Origin of the sequence: Escherichia sp. E13S3 (assembly GCF_004212325.1) — a bacterium.
In the GTDB taxonomy this organism is placed as follows: Bacteria; Pseudomonadota; Gammaproteobacteria; order Enterobacterales; family Enterobacteriaceae; genus Escherichia.
The window spans coordinates 68,585-88,436 of record NZ_RHJR01000007.1; the positions used below are offsets into that span (position 1 = coordinate 68,585).

The following is a 19,852-nucleotide window of genomic DNA, read 5'->3' on the forward strand; positions in this document are numbered from 1 at the left end:
TGGCGACAGAATGTCCAAATTGCTGTTATTTCAAGCTATCGACACGCATTTGTCTGTTTTTCAAGCAAACAAACAAATTGGGGGTTTACACGACGCATCGGGATGTTTATAGTTCGCGTCATTCCGGAAGTGTGGCCGAGCGGTTGAAGGCACCGGTCTTGAAAACCGGCGACCCGAAAGGGTTCCAGAGTTCGAATCTCTGCGCTTCCGCCAAATAAGATAAGGGGTTAGCTAAATGCTAACCCCTTTTTCTTTTACCTGTCAAAATGCTATACCACACTCAGTGGCTTAACCATCCTCTGCTAAACCTGTTCCAGATCAAATGCGTAAAGATGGGTAAAACCTCTGTGTAGCTTTCGGCATTATCATTATGCTGCTTCATTAATTACATCTGTCATAGAGAGTGACTCAATGGATCGTATTGTTAGTTCTTCACATGACCGTACATCGCTGCTTAGCACCCATAAGGTGCTGCGTAATACCTATTTTCTCCTGAGCCTGACACTGGCCTTTTCGGCGATTACCGCGACGGCCAGTACGGTTCTGATGCTGCCATCTCCGGGGCTGATTCTGACGCTGGTGGGTATGTATGGTTTGATGTTCCTGACCTATAAAACGGCGAATAAGCCAACCGGGATTATCTCCGCATTCGCGTTTACCGGTTTTCTGGGTTATATCCTCGGGCCAATTCTGAACACCTATCTGTCAGCCGGAATGGGTGACGTAATTGCCATGGCGTTGGGCGGTACGGCATTAGTGTTCTTCTGCTGCTCTGCGTATGTGCTGACCACTCGCAAAGATATGTCGTTCCTCGGCGGTATGCTGATGGCGGGTATTGTTGTTGTCCTGATCGGGATGGTAGCGAATATCTTCCTGCAACTGCCTGCTCTGCATCTGGCGATCAGCGCGGTGTTCATTCTGATCTCCTCTGGCGCAATTCTGTTTGAAACCAGCAACATCATCCACGGCGGTGAAACGAACTACATTCGTGCCACTGTGAGCCTGTATGTGTCGCTGTATAACATCTTCGTTAGCCTGTTGAGCATTCTGGGCTTCGCCAGCCGCGATTAATCTCGCCCGCTATCTCTTTCTGAGCCTCGCTTTATGCGGGGCTTTGTTTTTTGTTACACTGCCGCCAGTCTGACTAAGGTAGTAAATAATTATGCTGATCTTCGAAGGTAAAGAGATAGAAACCGATACCGAAGGCTATCTCAAAGAGAGTAGCCAGTGGAGCGAACCACTGGCGGTGGTCATTGCAGAGAACGAAGGTATTACACTGTCGCCAGAACACTGGGAGGTGGTGCGTTTTGTGCGTGACTTCTACCTGGAATTTAATACCTCTCCGGCAATTCGTATGCTGGTTAAAGCGATGGCGAATAAATTTGGTGAAGAGAAAGGCAATAGCCGCTATCTGTACCGACTGTTCCCGAAAGGCCCGGCAAAGCAAGCCACCAAAATTGCTGGCCTGCCTAAACCGGTGAAATGCATTTAACGAATACGAAAATCCGTTAACTCCCCGGAGGGATGATGCGGCTCGCTAAGCACCCGTTCCACACGCGCTGAACGCGGGCCGCCGCTTTTTAACCACTGCATTAATTTTTCCACCTGCCCTTCTTCACCGCAGGCAACGACTTCCACGCTGCCATCGTCAAGATTTTTGGCGTAACCAGTTAATCCCAATCTTTTCGCTTCGTACTGGGTGGTATAGCGAAACCCTACGCCCTGAACCCGGCCGTATACCCAGGCAATTATGCAGACTTTCGACATGACTGCTCTCCTTATCCTTAATGGACGCGTTGCAAATCCATGGAAAACTCCGGACAATGGCGCCCATTTCTTTGCATCGACAGAATAGTTAATTATGAGTGTACGTTTAGTGTTAGCCAAAGGGCGCGAAAAATCATTACTTCGTCGCCATCCGTGGGTCTTTTCCGGCGCCGTTGCCCGAATGGAAGGTAAAGCCAGCCTCGGAGAAACCATCGATATTGTTGATCATCAGGGAAAATGGTTAGCACGCGGCGCTTATTCGCCAGCATCGCAAATCCGTGCGCGCGTCTGGACGTTTGACCCGTCAGAATCCATCGACATTGCCTTTTTTACTCGCCGTTTACAACAGGCGCAAAAGTGGCGCGACTGGCTGGCGAAAAAAGATGGCCTCGACAGCTATCGTTTAATCGCTGGCGAATCTGATGGCCTGCCTGGCATTACTATCGACCGCTTCGGCAATTTTCTGGTGCTGCAACTGCTGAGTGCTGGCGCAGAGTATCAGCGCGCGGCATTAATTAGCGCCCTGCAAACGCTCTATCCGGAGTGCGCAATTTACGACCGCAGCGACGTCGCTGTACGTAAAAAAGAAGGTATGGAGCTGACCCAGGGTCCCGTTACCGGCGAGCTGCCGCCTGCCCTGCTGCCGATTGAAGAACACGGTATGAAGTTGCTGGTGGACATTCAACACGGTCACAAAACGGGCTACTACCTTGACCAGCGTGACAGCCGCCTGGCTACCCGCCGCTACGTTGAAAATAAACGCGTACTCAACTGTTTCTCCTATACCGGTGGTTTCGCCGTCTCGGCATTAATGGGTGGATGCAGCCAGGTAGTCAGTGTCGATACTTCGCAGGAAGCCCTGGATATCGCGCGGCAGAACGTTGAGCTGAACAAGCTGGATCTGAGCAAGGCTGAGTTTGTCCGTGATGACGTTTTTAAATTGCTGCGTACCTATCGCGATCGCGGTGAAAAATTTGACGTTATCGTGATGGACCCGCCGAAGTTTGTTGAGAATAAAAGCCAGTTGATGGGCGCATGCCGTGGCTATAAAGACATCAACATGCTGGCCATTCAGCTGCTGAATGAAGGCGGAGTTCTCCTGACTTTCTCATGTTCTGGCCTGATGACCAGCGATTTATTTCAGAAAATCATCGCTGACGCCGCAATTGATGCCGGTCGTGATGTACAATTTATAGAGCAGTTCCGTCAGGCCGCCGATCACCCGGTGATCGCTACCTACCCGGAAGGGCTATATCTGAAAGGGTTTGCCTGTCGCGTCATGTAACTTGAAAAGTGAAATTTTGCCCATATATCAAAGGTAAAGATTTCCCGGGAGGTGACTATGATTGCCAGCAAATTCGGTATCGGCCAGCAGGTCCGCCATTCCCTGTTAGGTTATCTCGGAGTGGTCGTGGATATCGACCCGGTTTACTCGCTCTCTGAACCGTCGCCTGATGAGCTGGCGGTGAATGACGAGCTTCGCGCCGCTCCGTGGTATCACGTGGTGATGGAGGATGACAACGGCCTACCGGTTCATACCTACCTGGCTGAAGCCCAGCTAAGTAGCGAATTGCAGGATGAACATCCAGAGCAACCGTCAATGGATGAGCTAGCGCAGACTATCCGCAAACAACTCCAGGCGCCGCGTCTGCGTAACTAATCCTCATAAACATGCCCGGAAGGTTTTCGCCTTCCGGGTATTTTTTTATTTCGCCAGGCCCAAACGAGGGATCTCAATCGCCGGGCAGCGATCCATCACCACGTTTAGCCCTGCATCACGCGCCAGCACTGCCGCCTGTTCATTTATAACACCCAGCTGCATCCATAAGGTTTTCGCCCCAATAGCGATCGCCTCCTGCGCCACGCCCCATGCTGCTTCTGAATTACGGAAAACATCGACCATATCCACTTTTTCCGGAACCTCCGCCAACGTGCCGTAACCTTGCTGGCCTAACAGCGTTTTACCGGCGACCTTTGGGGAGACGGGAATAACGTGATAGCCCTGATCGAGCAGATACTTCATTACGCGATAACTTGGACGATCGGGTTTGTCACTTGCTCCCACCAGCGCAATGGTGCGAGTGGACGTTAAAATGCCTGCAATATCGGTTTCTTTCATCATTTCCTCCAGACTATTTACCAAAGTGTACGACAATCCCGACATGCCAACCATGTAGCTACTACGAATGTATGAGAGCAAAAGCAGAAAACATGTCTATATGTTAGTAAGTATGATTAAAGAAAAATTTTGATACATTATTAGTCGGGCGGTCTTTGGACAGGAGCTACCTATGAAAACCGGCATTATGACCACCTTGATTGCACTGTGTTTGCCGGTATCCGTTTTTGCCACCACACTGCGGCTATCCAGCGATGTTGATCTCCTGATACTCGACGGTAAAAAGGTTTCCAGTTCTCTGCTTCGCGGTGCTGATAGCATCGAACTGGATAATGGGCCACATCAGTTAGTGTTTCGCGTTGAAAAGACAATCCATCTTTCCAGTAACGAAGAACGACTTTATATCTCCCCGCCGCTGGTCGTTAGCTTTAATACCCAGCTCATTAGTCAGGTGAATTTTCGTCTCCCTCGCCTGGAGAATGAACGAGAAGCGAACCATTTTGACGCAGCGCCGAACCTTGAATTGTTAGATGGCGATGCGACGCCGATTCCGGTGAAGCTGGATATTCTCGCCATTACCTCGGCCGGGAAAACAATCGATTATGAGCTGGAAGTCGAACGCTATAACAAATCCGCAAAACGCGCTTCGCTACCGCAATTTGCCACTATGATGGCGGACGACAGTACACTGCTCTCCGGCGTTTCGGAACTGGATGCGATTCCTCCGCAGTCACAGGTGCTCACTGAACAACGGCTGAAGTATTGGTTTAAACTGGCTGACCCACAAACGCGTAATAACTTTCTGCAATGGGCGGAAAAACAACCTTCTTCCTGAGATTTTTGTGCCTGTGCGCAGGCTTTTTCAGTCTTTATCTTGCAGCGATAAGTGCTTACAGTAGTCTGTAGGAAAGTTAACTACGGATGTAAATTATGGAACTGACAACTCGCACAATGGCGGCGCGTAAACATATTGCGCTGGTGGCACATGATCACTGCAAGCAAATGCTCATGAGCTGGGTGGAACGGCATCAGCCGCTTCTGGAGCAGCACGAACTTTATGCAACGGGAACCACGGGTAACTTAATTTCCCGCGCGACAGGAATGAACGTCAACGCGATGCTGAGCGGCCCGATGGGCGGCGATCAGCAGGTTGGCGCATTGATCTCAGAAGGGAAAATTGATGTGCTGATTTTCTTCTGGGACCCGCTGAATGCTGTACCACACGACCCCGACGTGAAAGCGTTGCTGCGTCTGGCGACGGTGTGGAACATTCCGGTCGCCACCAACGTGGCAACGGCTGATTTCATCATCCAGTCACCACATTTCAACGACGCTGTAGATATTCTGATCCCGGATTATCAGCGTTATCTCGCAGAACGCCTGAAGTAAGTTCGCACAGGCGGCACTCGCCGCCTGCTTCTTACGGTTTCCTTGCTACCGGTACATCCAGTTTTTTCAGGTCGTCCACAAAGGGAGAAGGATTCTCTTTGCTGAACAGTACCCAAACCCGATGCCGTGCGCGAGTGAGCGCAACGTACATCAATCGCCGTTCTTCGGCGTCCGGGTAGTCCTCTACCGGTGGCAGTAGCGCCTCTTCCATAATGGACTCACGCGCCACAGCCGGGAAGCCATCACTCCCCTTCTGCAAACCAACGATGATGACGTAGTCGGCCTGTTGCCCTTTGCTGGCATGAATGGTCATAAAGTCGATTTGCAGCTTCGGCCAGCGCGTCGTGGCTTTATCCAGAGTAACGGGCTTCAGATGGTGGTAACGCGCCAGTACCAGAATGCGCTCATCGGGTTTGACATAACCAGATAGCTTGTCCAGTAAAGCGTCAAGCTGACTCTCATCCAACAAGGTGACGGCTTTTTTGTCACCATTCGTTAAGCTATTCAGCGGTTTTTTCAACTGATTAGGGTTCTGCTGAATAAAACGGTTTGCCACCTCTCCGATACGGCTATTGAAACGGTAAGTCGTGTCTAAATCACAGCGATCGCCTTCACCAAAGTTTTCATGGAAGGCCGTGGTGAGCGACATTTGCGCGCCGCTGAAGCGGTAAATAGCCTGCCAGTCATCGCCAACGGCAAACAACGTTGTCTGACTATTTTGTTTACGCAATGCTGCCAGCAAAGCCGCTCGCGGTGGGGAGATGTCCTGGAATTCATCAACCAGAATATGTTTCCACGGGCTGATAAACCGCCCTTTCTCAAGGATAGCAATCGCCTGATGAATCAGACCTGAAAAATCGACGGCATTTTCCGCTTTCAGCGCACCTTTCCAGGCTTTCAGCAACGGTGCCATCAATTTGATTCGTTTACTGAACAGATCCCGAATCTCTTCTGGCGCACTGGCAATCATTTCAGCCTGCGCGCCGCCGTGCATCCGCATCAGACTGACCCAGCGATCGAGGCGAGATGCGAGACGACGCTGCAATTTTTCATCATCCCAGAAGTTGCCTTCTGGCACTGACCACTGCAGTTCTTCCATCAACCATTGTCGCCAGCCCTTCGCCTGTGCTTTCTTTTCACTACACTGCTTGCGCCACTCAGCAATAAAGAGTTCATGGCGGGCTGCGGTGTCATTTTCCAGGTTGCTGACTGTCGGTACTTTTTTGCTGCCTTGCTGAATAATATGCAGGGCCAGAGAATGAAACGTGCGCGCGGTAATCTCTTCGGTATGCAGCCGTTCGCGGATCCGCTCGTCCATCTCTTCCGCCGCTTTTCGGCCAAACGCCAGCAATAAAATTTGCTCGGGAGATGCTTCACCACGCGCCAGTAACCAGCCTGCGCGCGCCACCAGCACAGACGTTTTTCCGCTTCCTGCGCCAGCCAGCACTAACAGGGAATGCTCACCATTAACCACCGCCCGGGCCTGCGCCGGATTAAGCGGTGAAGACTCAACCTGACGGAAAAAATCCGCATATTCGTTAAGCATGGTTTCGGTATACGCCTGATTATGCTGCAACCGACTGCCTTCAATATCTTTCAGCCAGGCCTGACATTTGCGCCACGCCTCACGACAGTTATCAAATTCCTCCAGGCGATTAACCGGTAATGGCAACGCTGACAAAGCCTGACGAATTTGTTGCTGTACCCCAGTGGTTTGCTCCCGCGTCAGCCATTTATTTTCTCCAGTGCGGGCAGCAATAAGATCCAGTTGTTGCTGCAATACGCCAGCGGCAATTTCGCTCATTTCCTCGCTCCAGCGCCGCCAGTGAGCATCAAGATGATGGTGAAAACGCTGCGTCTCTGCCCATTCAGTGCCATGCAGACGCACGACTTTTTCATCAGGCAATACAAATTCCAGCTCACCCCATACCAAACCACGTTTGCAGTGAATAGCCAGTAATTGATTGAAAGGAATAAGGTATTCGTGGCGATCGCCGGAAACTTTTATCCCGGCATTGAGGATCACCGCCCGATCGTAAGGGTGCTGTGCCAGACGTTTGCCAAGAGTTGTCGCTTTCAGTTCCATGTCTCTGTAGATCCACACGATGTCATTTCTTATCAGTGTAACCGCCAGAGAAAACGTGCTCCAGCCCAAAAAAACGTTACAATTGCCGCCCATTACTGAAAACCACAGTAAAGCGAGGTTTTATGCGTACCGTTTTGAACATTCTGAACTTTGTGCTTGGCGGATTCGCCACCACTCTTGGCTGGCTGTTAGCGACCCTGGTCAGTATTGTGCTGATTTTTACCTTACCGCTGACACGGTCCTGCTGGGAGATAACCAAACTGTCTCTGCTGCCTTATGGCAATGAAGCCATTCATGTCGATGAACTAAACCCGGCAGGCAAAAATGTGCTGCTTAACACTGGCGGTACGGTGCTGAATATTTTCTGGCTGGTTTTTTTCGGCTGGTGGCTATGCCTGATGCATATCGCAACAGGTATCGCTCAATGCATTTCCATCATTGGTATTCCGGTTGGTATTGCGAACTTTAAAATTGCCGCTATTGCACTGTGGCCGGTCGGACGCCGCGTGGTATCGGTAGAAACAGCTCAAGCTGCGCGTGAAGCCAATGCACGTCGCCGTTTCCAATAATCCAACATTATGGCCTTTATGCTAAGTCCTTTGCTCAAACGCTATACCTGGAACAGCACCTGGCTGTATTACGCGCGCATTTTTATCGCACTTTGCGGCACTACTGCGTTTCCGTGGTGGCTGGGTGATATAAAACTTACGATTCCGCTGACTCTCGGAATGGTGGCGGCAGCACTGACCGATCTCGACGACCGACTGGCGGGACGTCTGCGTAATCTCATTATTACGCTGTTCTGTTTTTTTATTGCCTCGGCTTCAGTAGAGCTGTTATTTCCGTGGCCCTGGCTGTTCGCTATTGGTTTAACGCTCTCCACCAGCGGCTTCATTTTGCTCGGTGGTCTGGGTCAACGCTATGCGACCATCGCTTTCGGTGCATTGCTGATTGCCATTTACACGATGCTGGGAACCTCCCTGTATGAGCACTGGTATCAGCAGCCTATCTATCTGCTTGCTGGTGCGGTTTGGTACAACATCCTGACGCTTATTGGTCATTTGCTGTTCCCTGTCCGCCCGTTGCAGGACAACCTGGCACGTTGTTATGAACAACTGGCGCGGTATCTGGAACTCAAGTCACGTATGTTTGATCCTGATATTGAGGATGAAAGCCAGGCACCACTGTATGATTTGGCGCTCGCCAACGGGCAACTTATGGTGACGCTGAACCAGACGAAAATCTCGTTGCTGACCCGTTTACGCGGCGACCGCGGTCAGCGGGGAACGCGTCGTACACTACATTACTATTTTGTAGCGCAGGATATCCACGAGCGAGCGAGCTCTTCACATATTCAGTATCAAACGCTGCGAGAACATTTTCGCCACAGCGACGTGCTGTTCCGCTTCCAGCGCCTGATGTCGATGCAGGGACAAGCCTGCCAACAATTGTCACGCTGTATTTTACTGCGCCAGCCTTATCAGCACGATCCACATTTTGAACGCGCTTTTACGCATATTGACGCCGCACTTGAGCGAATGCGCGAAAACGGTGCGCCCGCCGATCTGCTAAAAATACTGGGATTCCTGCTGAACAATTTACGTGCCATAGATGCCCAACTGGCGACGATTGAATCAGAACAAGCCCAGGCGCTGCCCCACAATGCAGACGAAAATGAACTCGCCGACGACAGCCCTCGCGGGTTTAGCGATATCTGGCTGCGTCTTAAACGTAACTTAACGCCGGAGTCTGCACTCTTTCGCCATGCAGTGAGAATGTCGCTGGTATTGTGTGTTGGTTACGCCATCATTCAGATTACCGGAATGCATCACGGGTATTGGATCTTGCTGACAAGTCTGTTTGTCTGCCAGCCAAACTATAACGCCACGCGCCACCGACTGAAGTTAAGGATTATTGGTACGTTAGTGGGTATTGCGATTGGTATTCCTGTGCTGTGGTTTGTTCCGTCACTGGAAGGACAACTGGTGCTGCTGGTGATTACCGGCGTGCTCTTTTTTGCTTTCCGTAACGTGCAATACGCTCATGCAACGATGTTCATTACACTTCTGGTGTTACTGTGCTTCAACTTGCTGGGTGAAGGTTTTGAAGTCGCGCTGCCTCGCGTAATCGATACACTGATCGGCTGTGCAATAGCATGGGCGGCGGTGAGCTACATCTGGCCCGACTGGCGGTTTCGCAATCTGCCGCGAATGCTTGAACGCGCGACGGATGCTAACTGCCGTTATCTCGATGCCATTCTTGAGCAATATCATCAGGGGCGTGACAACCGTCTGGCGTATCGTATTGCCCGTCGCGATGCTCACAACCGTGATGCTGAACTGGCGTCGGTGGTGTCGAATATGTCCAGTGAGCCGAACGTCACACCGCAAATTCGCGATGACGCATTCCGTTTACTGTGCCTTAACCATACGTTTACCAGCTATATTTCTGCCCTCGGCGCACACCGCGAGCAGTTAACCAACCCTGAAATTCTGGCGTTTCTTGATGACGCAGTTTGCTATGTTGATGACGCGCTACATCATCAACCTGCCGATGAAGAACGCGTCAATCAGGCATTAGCTGGCCTGAAACAGCGGATGCAACAACTTGAACCGCGGGCAGACAGCAAAGAACCTCTGGTCGTACAGCAAATCGGGTTACTGATTGCATTACTGCCAGAAATTGGCCGTCTGCAACGTCGGATTACTCAAGTTCCTCAGGAAACTCCTGTTTCGGTGTAATAGAATCTGCCCATTCTGCAAGCTCCTGGCGGCGTGCCACCGGGAGCGCAGCTTCATGAATACCGATAATTGCGCCTTCAAGCATGAACAGAATCTTTTCTGTCACCAGACTGTTATGCTGCCGTAGTCGCAACCAGCACATTTTCGCCCCAAGTATACGTAGCGCCCGAACATCCTTAATCCCCACTTCCCCGAGAATCGCTTCCAGGTGATAAGACATATTGGGCAAATCTTTCAGCCGTTGCTGGGTGTCGCGCGTACTTTTCTCTTTAAGCGCAGCGTCCAGCGAATATTTCGACAGCCGCACCAACTTCTGTTGATTCCGCCATAAGCTTTCATCAACCCGGTAGTAATTGAGAGTAACGGGACGGCCACACTTTTTGTATGTCAGCCAGACTGGTGGATGTTTTACACAGTACTGTGCGCTTTGCTCACAAGCCCGAAGATACAACTCACCATCAGAAACCATCGCAAACACTGTATCGTCAACGGTCAGACTGTAACTGCCAAACAACGATCGATATTCAATAGTGCCTAACATCGATAGATATTCTTGTGACTTATAGATCCGCTTGTAGGAGAGGCTTTTCATAAAATTCCTTTTAAAATCATAATATAAAAGAATAATTCACATTAACGGATCCGTTAAATACGAAAATAGGCAACTTATTCTCAAGGGGCAAGATTAATTTAAGTTTTCAGGTCACCAACGACAAAAATTGCGAGGCTCTTTCCGAAATTTGTGTTGATCTTTGTTGTCACTGGATGTACTGTATATTCATACAGTAACTCACAGGGCTGGATTGATTATGTACACTTCAGGCTACGCAAATCGTTCTTCGATGTTCTCCTCCACAGCAAGCAAAATTGCGCGTGTCTCTACGGAAAACACTACAGCCGGGCTAATTAGTGAAGTTGTCTATCGCGAAGATCAGCCCATGATGACGCAACTCCTGCTTTTGCCATTATTACAGCAACTCGGCCAACAATCGCGTTGGCAACTTTGGTTAACGCCGCAACAAAAACTAAGTCGTGAATGGGTGCAGGCAGCGGGACTACCCTTAACTAAGGTGATGCAGATAAGCCAGCTTTCCCCTTGTCACACCGTGGAATCAATGGTTCGTGCTTTGCGTACGGGAAATTACAGCGTAGTGATCGGTTGGTTGGCAGACGATCTGACAGAAGAAGAGCATGCTGATCTTGTCGATGCCGCCAATGAAGGTAACGCAATGGGGTTTATTATGCGTCCAGTAAGCACACACTCTCACGCCACGAGACAACTTTCTGGGCTAAAAATTCACTCAAATTTGTATCATTAAGTAAATTTAGGATTAATCCTGGAACTTTTTTTGTTAACCCGTAGACGCTTTCACTTGTCACTAATTTTACTTGTGGAGGCTTGTCTGAAGCGGTTTCCGCGATTTTATCCTGTAAAGTATCGTTAACAAAAACGGTTAAACGTACCTTATACAAGTCTTTTTTTTCATATGCCTGACGGAGTTCACACTTGTAAGTTTTCAACTACGTTGTAGACTTTACATCGCCAGGGGTGCTCGGCATAAGCCGAATTTATCGGCAGAGTTACAATTGAGCAGATCCCCCGGTGAAGGATTTAACCGTGTTATCTCGTTGGAGATATTCATGGCGTATTTTGGATGATAACGAGGCGCAAAAAATGAAAAAGACAGCTATCGCGATTGCAGTGGCACTGGCTGGTTTCGCTACCGTAGCGCAGGCCGCTCCGAAAGATAACACCTGGTACACTGGTGCTAAACTGGGCTGGTCCCAGTACCATGACACTGGTTTCATTCCTAACAATGGTCCGACCCACGAAAACCAACTGGGTGCAGGTGCTTTTGGTGGTTACCAGGTTAACCCGTATGTTGGCTTTGAAATGGGTTACGACTGGTTAGGTCGTATGCCGTACAAAGGCGACAACATCAACGGCGCATACAAAGCTCAGGGCGTTCAGCTGACCGCTAAACTGGGTTACCCAATCACTGACGATCTGGACATCTACACTCGTCTGGGTGGTATGGTATGGCGCGCAGACACCAAGGCTAACGTACCTGGTGGCCCATCCTTTAAAGACCACGACACCGGCGTTTCTCCGGTATTCGCAGGTGGTGTTGAGTACGCGATCACTCCAGAAATCGCTACCCGTCTGGAATATCAGTGGACCAACAACATCGGTGACGCTAACACCATCGGTACTCGTCCGGACAACGGTCTGCTGAGCCTGGGTGTTTCCTACCGTTTCGGTCAGGGCGAAGCAGCTCCAGTAGTTGCTCCGGCTCCGGCTCCGGCTCCAGAAGTACAGACCAAGCACTTCACTCTGAAGTCTGACGTTCTGTTCAACTTCAACAAAGCAACCCTGAAACCGGAAGGTCAGGCTGCTCTGGATCAGCTGTACAGCCAGCTGAGCAACCTGGATCCGAAAGACGGTTCCGTAGTTGTTCTGGGTTACACTGACCGCATCGGTTCTGACGCTTACAACCAGGGTCTGTCCGAGCGTCGTGCTCAGTCCGTCGTTGATTATCTGATCTCCAAAGGTATCCCGTCTGACAAGATCTCCGCACGTGGTATGGGCGAATCCAACCCGGTTACTGGCAACACCTGTGACAACGTGAAACAGCGTGCTGCTCTGATCGACTGCCTGGCTCCGGATCGTCGCGTAGAGATCGAAGTTAAAGGCATCAAAGACGTTGTAACTCAGCCGCAGGCTTAAGTTCTCGTCTAATAAAAAACCCCGCTACTGCGGGGTTTTTTTTCATCTGTAGTAAAGTAAATGACCTTCGCCAGTTATTCCTTACCAAGTAATGCCTGCAAATCCTGCTTCAAAGAAGACATTTTATTCGCATACCTCTCTTTGTTTTCCGCATCTTCAATCAGCTGGACAATCGTTTCGGATAGCGTTTTACCACGACGTTGCGCAAGCCCTGCTAACCTTTGCCAGACAATAAATTCCAGATCGATAGATTTCTTGCGCGTATGCTGATGCTCCGCATTAAAGTGCCGTTTTCGTCTGGCCCGAATCGTCTGTTTCATGCGATTAAGCAGCTCTGGATTCATATGTTTTTCAATCCAGCCATTTACGAGTACAGGTTCGTTCTCCAGCGATAGCAACACATCGACGGCTTCCTGGGCGGCACTGGCCTCTATGTAACGGGTGATCAACTCACCTTCACGGTGCTTCTTCACCAGATATTTCCATTTCCAACCACTTTCAAGATTTTCAAGTTGTTGATATTTCATAGCGATCTCAATGTTACCGTGTAACTCTTTACAGAATATCAGCTTTTTACCTGTGTGATGAAAAGAATCTCTGTCCTGTGAGCTTTAACGCGCATGCCGGGACTTTTGTCGGTGCTTTCTACGTGTGCTGCAGTGCCGGTTACGGTATAATCGCGCCTTTGACAACAGACTAAAAAACATCGACTTTGACCATTACGAAACTTGCATGGCGTGACCTGATTCCTGATACCGAAAGCTATCAGGAAGTATTCGCACAGCCACATTTGATTGACGAAAACGATCCTTTATTCAGTGACACTCAACCGCGACTGCAATTTGCGCTTGAGCAGTTGCTGCACGCGCGGGCATCATCCTCTTTTATACTGGCAAAAGCGCCGGAAGAATCCGATTATCTGAATCTTATAGCCGATGCTGCACGCACGCTACAAAGCGATGCAGGCCAACTGATGGGCGCTCACTATGAGATTTCCGGCCACACCATACGCTTACGGAACGCAGTTAGCACTGACGATAATTTTGCGACCTTAACCCAGGTTGTTAGTGCTGACTGGGCTGAAGCCGAACAGCTTTTTGGCTGTTTGCGCCAGTTTAATGGCGACATTACCTTGCAGCCAGGACTGGTACATCAGGCCAATGGCGGCATTTTGATTATCTCCTTGCGCACACTGCTGGCCCAGCCATTGCTGTGGATGCGTCTGAAGAACATCGTCAACCGCGAACGCTTCGATTGGGTAGCATTTGATGAGTCGCGCCCTCTCCCCGTCTCTGTACCTTCGATGCCATTGAAGCTGAAAGTCATTCTGGTAGGCGAACGTGATTCATTGGCCGATTTCCAGGAGATGGAGCCAGAACTGTCTGAACAAGCGATCTATAGCGAATTTGAAGATACTCTGCAGATAGTCGATGCCGAATCCGTACGCCAGTGGTGTCGCTGGGTGACTTTTATCGCCAGACTTAACCACTTGCCAGCGCCAGATGCCGACGCCTGGCCGGTGCTTATCCGCGAAGCAGTACGCTATACCGGTGAGCAAGAAACGCTGCCCCTTAGTCCGCAGTGGATCCTCCGCCAGTGTAAAGAGGTCGCTTCATTGTGCGAAGGTGATACCTTCTCTGGCGAGCAGCTAAACTTAATGCTACAGCAGCGGGAATGGCGCGAAGGTTTCCTCGCCGAGCGTATGCAGGATGAAATCCTTCAGGAGCAGATCCTGATTGAAACCGAAGGTGAACGCATCGGGCAAATTAACGCCCTTTCGGTCATTGAATTTCCAGGCCATCCACGCGCATTTGGCGAACCTTCTCGCATTAGCTGCGTTGTGCATATTGGCGATGGTGAATTCACCGACATCGAACGCAAAGCGGAGCTTGGCGGCAACATTCACGCTAAAGGGATGATGATCATGCAGGCGTTTTTGATGTCGGAACTTCAGCTTGAGCAACAGATCCCTTTCTCGGCGTCACTGACCTTTGAACAATCTTACAGTGAAGTGGATGGTGACAGCGCATCAATGGCCGAGCTCTGCGCTCTGATCAGCGCCCTTGCTGATGTCCCGGTGAATCAGAGTATCGCCATTACAGGTTCAGTGGATCAGTTTGGTCGCGCCCAGCCTGTGGGCGGTCTGAATGAGAAAATCGAGGGCTTCTTTGCTATCTGCCAGCAGCGTGAGTTAAGTGGGAAGCAAGGTGTGATTATCCCCAGCGCTAACGTTCGCCATTTAAGTCTTCACAGTGAACTGGTGAAGGCGGTAGAGGAAGGCAAATTCACCATTTGGGCAGTGGACGATGTGACTGATGCACTGCCGTTATTATTAAATCTGGTGTGGGATGGCGAAGGCCAGACGACGCTGATGCAAACTATCCAGGAACGTATCGCGCAAGCATCGCAACAGGAAGGGCGTCACCGTTTTCCGTGGCCACTACGTTGGCTGAACTGGTTTATTCCGAACTGATCGGACTTGTTCAGCGTACACGTGTTAGCTATCCTGCGTGCTTCAATAAAATAAGGCTTACAGAGAACATGGTAGATAAACGCGAATCCTATACAAAAGAAGACCTTCTTGCCTCTGGTCGCGGTGAACTGTTTGGTGCTAAAGGCCCACAATTGCCAGCACCGAACATGCTGATGATGGACCGTGTGGTCAAAATGACTGAAACGGGCGGTAACTTCGACAAAGGGTATGTAGAAGCAGAGCTGGATATTAATCCGGATCTGTGGTTCTTCGGTTGCCACTTCATCGGCGATCCGGTAATGCCGGGCTGCCTGGGCCTGGACGCGATGTGGCAGCTGGTAGGGTTCTACCTCGGCTGGCTGGGCGGCGAAGGTAAAGGCCGCGCCCTGGGCGTTGGCGAAGTGAAATTCACAGGCCAGGTGCTGCCGACGGCGAAAAAAGTGACCTATCGTATTCACTTTAAACGCATTGTTAACCGTCGTCTGATTATGGGCCTGGCGGATGGCGAAGTGCTGGTTGATGGTCGTTTGATCTATACCGCCAACGACCTGAAAGTGGGTCTGTTCCAGGATACGTCTGCATTCTGATTTTAATCAGACAAAGTATATAAAGGCGAAACCTCCGCAATGCGGAGGTTTCTTTTTAAAGAGACAGAATCAGGCCATTACTACCCTGTCCGCCATGGCTTCTCGCCAGCCTCCCAGCCATTGTGACCTTTGATTCAGCGTCTGATAGGGACACATTTCTTTTGAGCGTCCGGCGATGCCGGCCTGATAACCACGTTGATGTGCCCGTTCCAGGCGATCTCGTTTTTGTCTCTTCATGCCTCGTTTCCCTCATACTGGTTTCTGGTGGAAAAGAAAACAGTGATTACTAAATGTGCAATCACAGTTAAGCAATACCGCGAATCATAACTGCCGTCAATGCGCAAAATTCACGCCACTGCCATATTTGTGAGCTACACGGGCATGTCGGTTGTACAAAAAATGTGAAGCGGAACAAGTTTTCCCATGGCTTATAAACAAAAAAACCGCCTCAGGCTACATGCCGGAGACGGTTATATTTACAAATCTTTATAATTAAGGTAGACGCTTTATCTCTTGCGCAATAGTAGCGGCTTCCTGACTCCAGACACTGGCCAGCACTTTGACCATTTCATCGTAGCCATCCTGATTCTGCACCCCTTCCACACGGAACGGACGTTTTATCAGTTGTCCCTGATGGTTTAGTAGCCATTCGCCACTCACAATCACCTTACCATCGTAACGGCCGTTAAACTCCGTCACAGTCACATTAAGCGTGTCCTGGGTACTTCCCAAAGGCTGGGAGGCTACGACCCAACCAGGCAGTTGCGCACTCAGGTTAGCGACCAGGGTATTGCGCAACTGTTGATCCAGCGGGCTGGCCCACAGGTTGTTATTGGCAATCACATACTTCACATCACTGGTTTGATAAACCACACCATTCCCCGCCAGGTAATCAGGAACAACGACCTGCTCGACCCATAGCAGGCGGTTACCCTGGCTGGCGGTACTTTGCGTACCGCTCTGCACCACAGGTAACTGGTAATAGTTTTTGTTAATTTCACCGGAGCTGCATCCGGCCAGCCACAGTGCTGCTATCGTCACTAGCCACTTTTTCATTGTTTCGTCCCCTTCGGCTCTGGATCTTTTTTATCCTTCGCTTCAAATACCAGCGCGTTGCTCTTCTCGTTGAGCGTTTTCAGAACCGGCTGCAGTTCACGCAATACCTGATCAAGACGCTGCATATCCGCCACCATCTTGTTATAAGCTGCGGAACCCGGCTGGAAGCCCTGCATGCTGCGATTCAATTCGCGCAGTGTCGACTGCATATCCGTCGGCAACTGTTGCATCGACTGGCTGGCAAGGATCTTGTTCATACTATCCAGCGTAGTCTGCAGGTTTTTCATCGTGCGCTGACTTTCCGACAACGTACTGGTCGCCTGTTCAATCATCGGATTCAACGGCAGTTTGTTAATCTTATCCAACGCTTCCATCAGACGTTGCTGGATTTGCGCCAGACCACCGCTAACGGTCGGGATTATTTGATAGCCATTAAACTCACGCACACCGGTAATTGCCGGAGCATTTGGATAGAAGTCCAGATCGACGTACAGCGCTCCCGTGACCAGATTCCCGGTTTTCAGTGAACCGCGTAAACCGCGCTTCAGCAATTCGGCCAGGTGTTCTACCACATCAGCATTTTCACCTAACTGCATTTTCAGTCGTTCTGGTTCAATACGCACCATGACTGGAATGCGATAATCATCGTTAAAGACCTGACGCATATTCGGCGCAAAGAATGGCACTTTGCTTACCGTACCGAGACGAATACCGCGGAATTCCACTGGCGCGCCAGGTTGCAGACCACGTACCGAATCTTTAAAGAACATCAGATAATCAATGTGATCTGTGTACAGTGAATCCTGGATACTCTTCTGATCATCATACAAAACGAATGACGTTTTTGGCGCAACCGGCTGTCCCAAATCCAACCCTTCAGGCACGTCAAAGCTGACACCACCACTTAGCAACGTCGTCAATGACCCCATCTCTACGCGCATCCCCGCCGAGGTCAGATCCACCGCTATGCCGCTATCTTTCCAGAAGCGAACGTTGCTCGTTACCAGGCGGTCATAAGGCGCATTGATGAACAGTTGATAGCTGATATTACGCTTCTGGGTATCGAAGGTGCTGGTTTCAACCGACCCTACGCGATAACCACGAAACAGCACGGGATCTCCCGCCGTGAGTTGCCCAGCTTTGTTGCTGTCAAGAATGACACGGATCCCTTTGGCATCTGGTGGGGCCAACGGTGGAGAATCAAGCAAATCATATTTTGTTTGCTTGCTGCCTGCAGCCCCCGGTTGCAACTCGATATACACACCGGAAAGCAACGTACCAAGGCCACTAATGCCTTCACGACCAATTTGTGGTTTCACTACCCAAAAAACAGTATCTTTGTGCAGCAGTTTTTCCATACCGGCGTTGAGACGCGCTTTGATTTCAACATGCGTTAAATCATCAGCCAGCGTGGCACTTTCGACCACACCGACGTCCACGCTACGACTTTTAATGGTAGTCTTGCCGCCTTCTATTCCTTCCGCATTAGCAGTGATCAGGGTAACTTCCGGCCCTTGATGACTGTAATGATAAAAAAGTACCCAGGCCCCGATGAGTGCCGTAACGATGGGAAATATCCACACAGGGGACCAGTTCTTCACTTTCTGGATTTTGGCTTCCCCACTATTAGATTCCATACTGTCAGGACTCCTCATGCTCTGGTTCAGGTTGACGATCCCACGACAAACGTGGATCAAACGTCATCGCAGAAAACATTGTCATAATGACGACTAAAGCAAACATTAATGCACCCATTGCCGGATAAATACTCATTAAGCCTCCCATACGCACCAGCGCCGAGAGCACCGCTATCACGAAAACGTCAATCATTGACCAGCGGCCTACAAACTCAACAACTTCGTAAATCAAATGCATTCTTTCACTATCACGCTTGCCGTGCCCTTTCGCATCCCAGCACAGCCAGGCTATGGCGATCATCTTTAAAGTTGGCACCATGATACTGGCTAAAAAGATGACGGCGGCAACCGGATAAGAGCCTTCGCTCCATAATAAGATAACCCCGGCGAGAATGGTCGACGGCATCTTAGAGCCTAAAAAATCGGTCACCATAATGGGTAAGATGTTCGCCGGGAGATATAACATGATCGACGTAAAAAGCAGTGCCAGCGTCCATTGCAGACTGTTTTTGCGTCGAACATATCCTTTGGTGCCACAGCGCGGACACACTGGATCATCGGCAGGAAGAATTGCCGTACAGCATGAGCAAGAGCGCAGCCCCTGGCGTATTCCCGTTATGCCCGGTTTCAGCGTCTGGTGAAGCTCTGGCATCGGGGCAATATCATCCCATAACCAGCGGCGATCAACGCACTGAAAGGCGCGTAATTGCAGCACACAAAATAAACACCAGGGAATGAAACTACTGCCCACGCCAATGCTGCCGTAAGCCATCAGTTTGACAAAACTGACCAACACACCGGCAAGGAAAATCTCCGCCATTCCCCAGGTTTTAAGCTGAAAAAGTACCCGCCCCAGTTGTTCTTTTAAACGAACTGGTATTTCCGCGCGATTAACCAACAGTAAAATAGTGATCAGGCAAAACGCGGGGACCAGTTGCACAAACAACAGGAAAAAAGTACCGAGGCTGGCATAGTCCTCGGAAAACAGTACGCCCGGGATTTCCAGCAACGTAATCTCACTGGTTACCCCCGCAACGTTCATATTGACAAAAGGGAACAGGTTGGACAGCAGCAGCATGAACAGTGCAGCCAACGCATAAGCGGTAGGACGCTGTCGAGGGGCATCCCACGCAACGGTTAACGTTGTGCCACACCGAGGACATGCCGCCTTCTGACCATGCTCAAGGTGGGGTAAAACCACCAGCATGTCACACTGCGAGCACAGGATGTGCTTCGCGGCATGATGATGTTCGCACATTGGTACTCCTT

General features: G+C 50.2%; 21 protein-coding genes and 1 tRNA gene. 13 read left to right on the forward strand and 9 right to left on the reverse strand.

Annotation, left to right across the window (positions count from 1 at the left end; translation table 11 throughout):
* The first annotated feature begins 125 nt into the window (after positions 1 to 125).
* The 3 genes from D9597_RS08340 to tusE all read left to right on the forward strand — a co-directional run bounded on the left by D9597_RS08340 (position 126) and on the right by tusE (position 1,492).
* Positions 126 to 213, forward strand: a tRNA-Ser gene (locus tag D9597_RS08340).
* Positions 214 to 411: 198 nt separating this feature from the next.
* Complete coding sequence (gene yccA, locus D9597_RS08345; RefSeq protein WP_000375136.1) at positions 412 to 1,071, forward strand: FtsH protease modulator YccA; 660 nt, start codon at positions 412 to 414, stop codon at positions 1,069 to 1,071.
* A 91-nt stretch (positions 1,072 to 1,162) separates the two neighbouring features.
* A complete protein-coding gene (gene tusE / locus D9597_RS08350) occupies positions 1,163 to 1,492 on the forward strand; it encodes a sulfurtransferase TusE (protein ID WP_000904443.1) in 330 nt (109 codons plus the stop codon).
* Here the strand turns inward: tusE and yccX are convergent.
* The gene (gene yccX / locus D9597_RS08355; RefSeq protein WP_000048252.1) at positions 1,489 to 1,767 is read right to left on the reverse strand and encodes an acylphosphatase; all 279 of its coding nucleotides are present in this window, start codon (positions 1,765 to 1,767) and stop codon (positions 1,489 to 1,491) included. The two genes, tusE and yccX, sit on opposite strands and share 4 nt — an antisense overlap.
* 94 nt (positions 1,768 to 1,861) lie before the next feature.
* Here yccX and rlmI point away from each other — a divergent pair, with 94 nt between their 5' ends.
* Positions 1,862 to 3,052 carry a 23S rRNA (cytosine(1962)-C(5))-methyltransferase RlmI gene (rlmI, locus tag D9597_RS08360; protein ID WP_064528417.1) on the forward strand — a complete coding sequence of 397 codons (1,191 nt, stop codon included), beginning with the start codon at positions 1,862 to 1,864 and terminating at the stop codon, positions 3,050 to 3,052.
* 57 nt (positions 3,053 to 3,109) lie between these two features.
* Positions 3,110 to 3,427 carry a heat shock protein HspQ gene (hspQ, locus tag D9597_RS08365; protein WP_001295356.1) on the forward strand — a complete coding sequence of 106 codons (318 nt, stop codon included), beginning with the start codon at positions 3,110 to 3,112 and terminating at the stop codon, positions 3,425 to 3,427.
* A gap of 45 nt (positions 3,428 to 3,472) precedes the next feature.
* Here the strand turns inward: hspQ and D9597_RS08370 are convergent, their stop codons facing one another.
* Positions 3,473 to 3,886, reverse strand: a complete 414-nt coding sequence (locus D9597_RS08370) for a CoA-binding protein (RefSeq protein WP_064528416.1) — start codon at positions 3,884 to 3,886, stop codon at positions 3,473 to 3,475.
* 172 nt (positions 3,887 to 4,058) lie between these two features.
* Here D9597_RS08370 and D9597_RS08375 point away from each other — a divergent pair, with 172 nt between their 5' ends.
* Positions 4,059 to 4,721, forward strand: a complete 663-nt coding sequence (locus D9597_RS08375) for a DUF2057 family protein (protein ID WP_130205387.1) — start codon at positions 4,059 to 4,061, stop codon at positions 4,719 to 4,721.
* 95 nt (positions 4,722 to 4,816) lie between these two features.
* Positions 4,817 to 5,275, forward strand: a complete 459-nt coding sequence (mgsA, locus tag D9597_RS08380) for a methylglyoxal synthase (RefSeq protein WP_064528411.1) — start codon at positions 4,817 to 4,819, stop codon at positions 5,273 to 5,275.
* Positions 5,276 to 5,306: 31 nt separating this feature from the next.
* Here mgsA and helD read toward each other — a convergent pair whose 3' ends face one another.
* Positions 5,307 to 7,361: a DNA helicase IV gene (helD, locus tag D9597_RS08385; protein ID WP_130222258.1), complete on the reverse strand. Its 2,055-nt coding sequence runs from the start codon at positions 7,359 to 7,361 to the stop codon at positions 5,307 to 5,309.
* A 122-nt stretch (positions 7,362 to 7,483) separates the two neighbouring features.
* On the opposite strand from helD, the gene D9597_RS08390 reads away from it, so the two are divergent.
* On the forward strand, positions 7,484 to 7,930 hold the full coding sequence (locus tag D9597_RS08390; protein WP_032161476.1) for a YccF domain-containing protein: 447 nt from the start codon (positions 7,484 to 7,486) through the stop codon (positions 7,928 to 7,930).
* A gap of 9 nt (positions 7,931 to 7,939) precedes the next feature.
* Entirely contained in the window at positions 7,940 to 10,102 is a 2,163-nt protein-coding gene (gene yccS, locus D9597_RS08395) for a YccS family putative transporter (RefSeq protein ID WP_130222096.1), read from the forward strand.
* Here yccS and sxy read toward each other — a convergent pair.
* On the reverse strand, positions 10,065 to 10,694 hold the full coding sequence (gene sxy, locus D9597_RS08400; protein WP_130222097.1) for a CRP-S regulon transcriptional coactivator Sxy: 630 nt from the start codon (positions 10,692 to 10,694) through the stop codon (positions 10,065 to 10,067). The genes yccS and sxy overlap by 38 nt on opposite strands.
* 217 nt (positions 10,695 to 10,911) lie before the next feature.
* On the opposite strand from sxy, the gene sulA reads away from it, so the two are divergent.
* On the forward strand, positions 10,912 to 11,421 hold the full coding sequence (gene sulA / locus D9597_RS08405; protein ID WP_064528402.1) for an SOS-induced cell division inhibitor SulA: 510 nt from the start codon (positions 10,912 to 10,914) through the stop codon (positions 11,419 to 11,421).
* A gap of 356 nt (positions 11,422 to 11,777) precedes the next feature.
* On the forward strand, positions 11,778 to 12,830 hold the full coding sequence (gene ompA, locus D9597_RS08410) for a porin OmpA (protein WP_064528817.1): 1,053 nt from the start codon (positions 11,778 to 11,780) through the stop codon (positions 12,828 to 12,830).
* 74 nt (positions 12,831 to 12,904) lie between these two features.
* Here the strand turns inward: ompA and matP are convergent, their stop codons facing one another.
* Positions 12,905 to 13,357: a macrodomain Ter protein MatP gene (matP, locus tag D9597_RS08415; protein WP_130222098.1), complete on the reverse strand. Its 453-nt coding sequence runs from the start codon at positions 13,355 to 13,357 to the stop codon at positions 12,905 to 12,907.
* Positions 13,358 to 13,542: 185 nt separating this feature from the next.
* Here matP and D9597_RS08420 point away from each other — a divergent pair, with 185 nt between their 5' ends.
* Both D9597_RS08420 and fabA read left to right on the forward strand, forming a co-directional pair.
* A complete protein-coding gene (locus tag D9597_RS08420; RefSeq protein WP_130215789.1) occupies positions 13,543 to 15,303 on the forward strand; it encodes a Lon protease family protein in 1,761 nt (586 codons plus the stop codon).
* 68 nt (positions 15,304 to 15,371) lie between these two features.
* Positions 15,372 to 15,890: a bifunctional 3-hydroxydecanoyl-ACP dehydratase/trans-2-decenoyl-ACP isomerase gene (fabA, locus tag D9597_RS08425; RefSeq protein WP_000227926.1), complete on the forward strand. Its 519-nt coding sequence runs from the start codon at positions 15,372 to 15,374 to the stop codon at positions 15,888 to 15,890.
* A gap of 69 nt (positions 15,891 to 15,959) precedes the next feature.
* On the opposite strand, the gene rmf is transcribed toward fabA, so the two are convergent.
* The 4 genes from rmf to pqiA form a co-directional block, all read right to left on the reverse strand.
* A complete protein-coding gene (gene rmf / locus D9597_RS08430; protein WP_000828648.1) occupies positions 15,960 to 16,127 on the reverse strand; it encodes a ribosome modulation factor in 168 nt (55 codons plus the stop codon).
* 255 nt (positions 16,128 to 16,382) lie between these two features.
* Positions 16,383 to 16,946 (reverse strand): membrane integrity-associated transporter subunit PqiC, encoded by a 564-nt coding sequence (pqiC, locus tag D9597_RS08435; protein ID WP_130222099.1) that lies wholly within the window; start codon positions 16,944 to 16,946, stop codon positions 16,383 to 16,385.
* Positions 16,943 to 18,583, reverse strand: a complete 1,641-nt coding sequence (gene pqiB, locus D9597_RS08440) for an intermembrane transport protein PqiB (RefSeq protein ID WP_130222100.1) — start codon at positions 18,581 to 18,583, stop codon at positions 16,943 to 16,945. Before pqiB ends, pqiC begins: the two co-directional genes overlap by 4 nt.
* Positions 18,584 to 18,587: 4 nt before the next feature.
* Positions 18,588 to 19,841 carry a membrane integrity-associated transporter subunit PqiA gene (gene pqiA, locus D9597_RS08445; RefSeq protein WP_130222101.1) on the reverse strand — a complete coding sequence of 418 codons (1,254 nt, stop codon included), beginning with the start codon at positions 19,839 to 19,841 and terminating at the stop codon, positions 18,588 to 18,590.
* Positions 19,842 to 19,852: the final 11 nt, after the last annotated feature.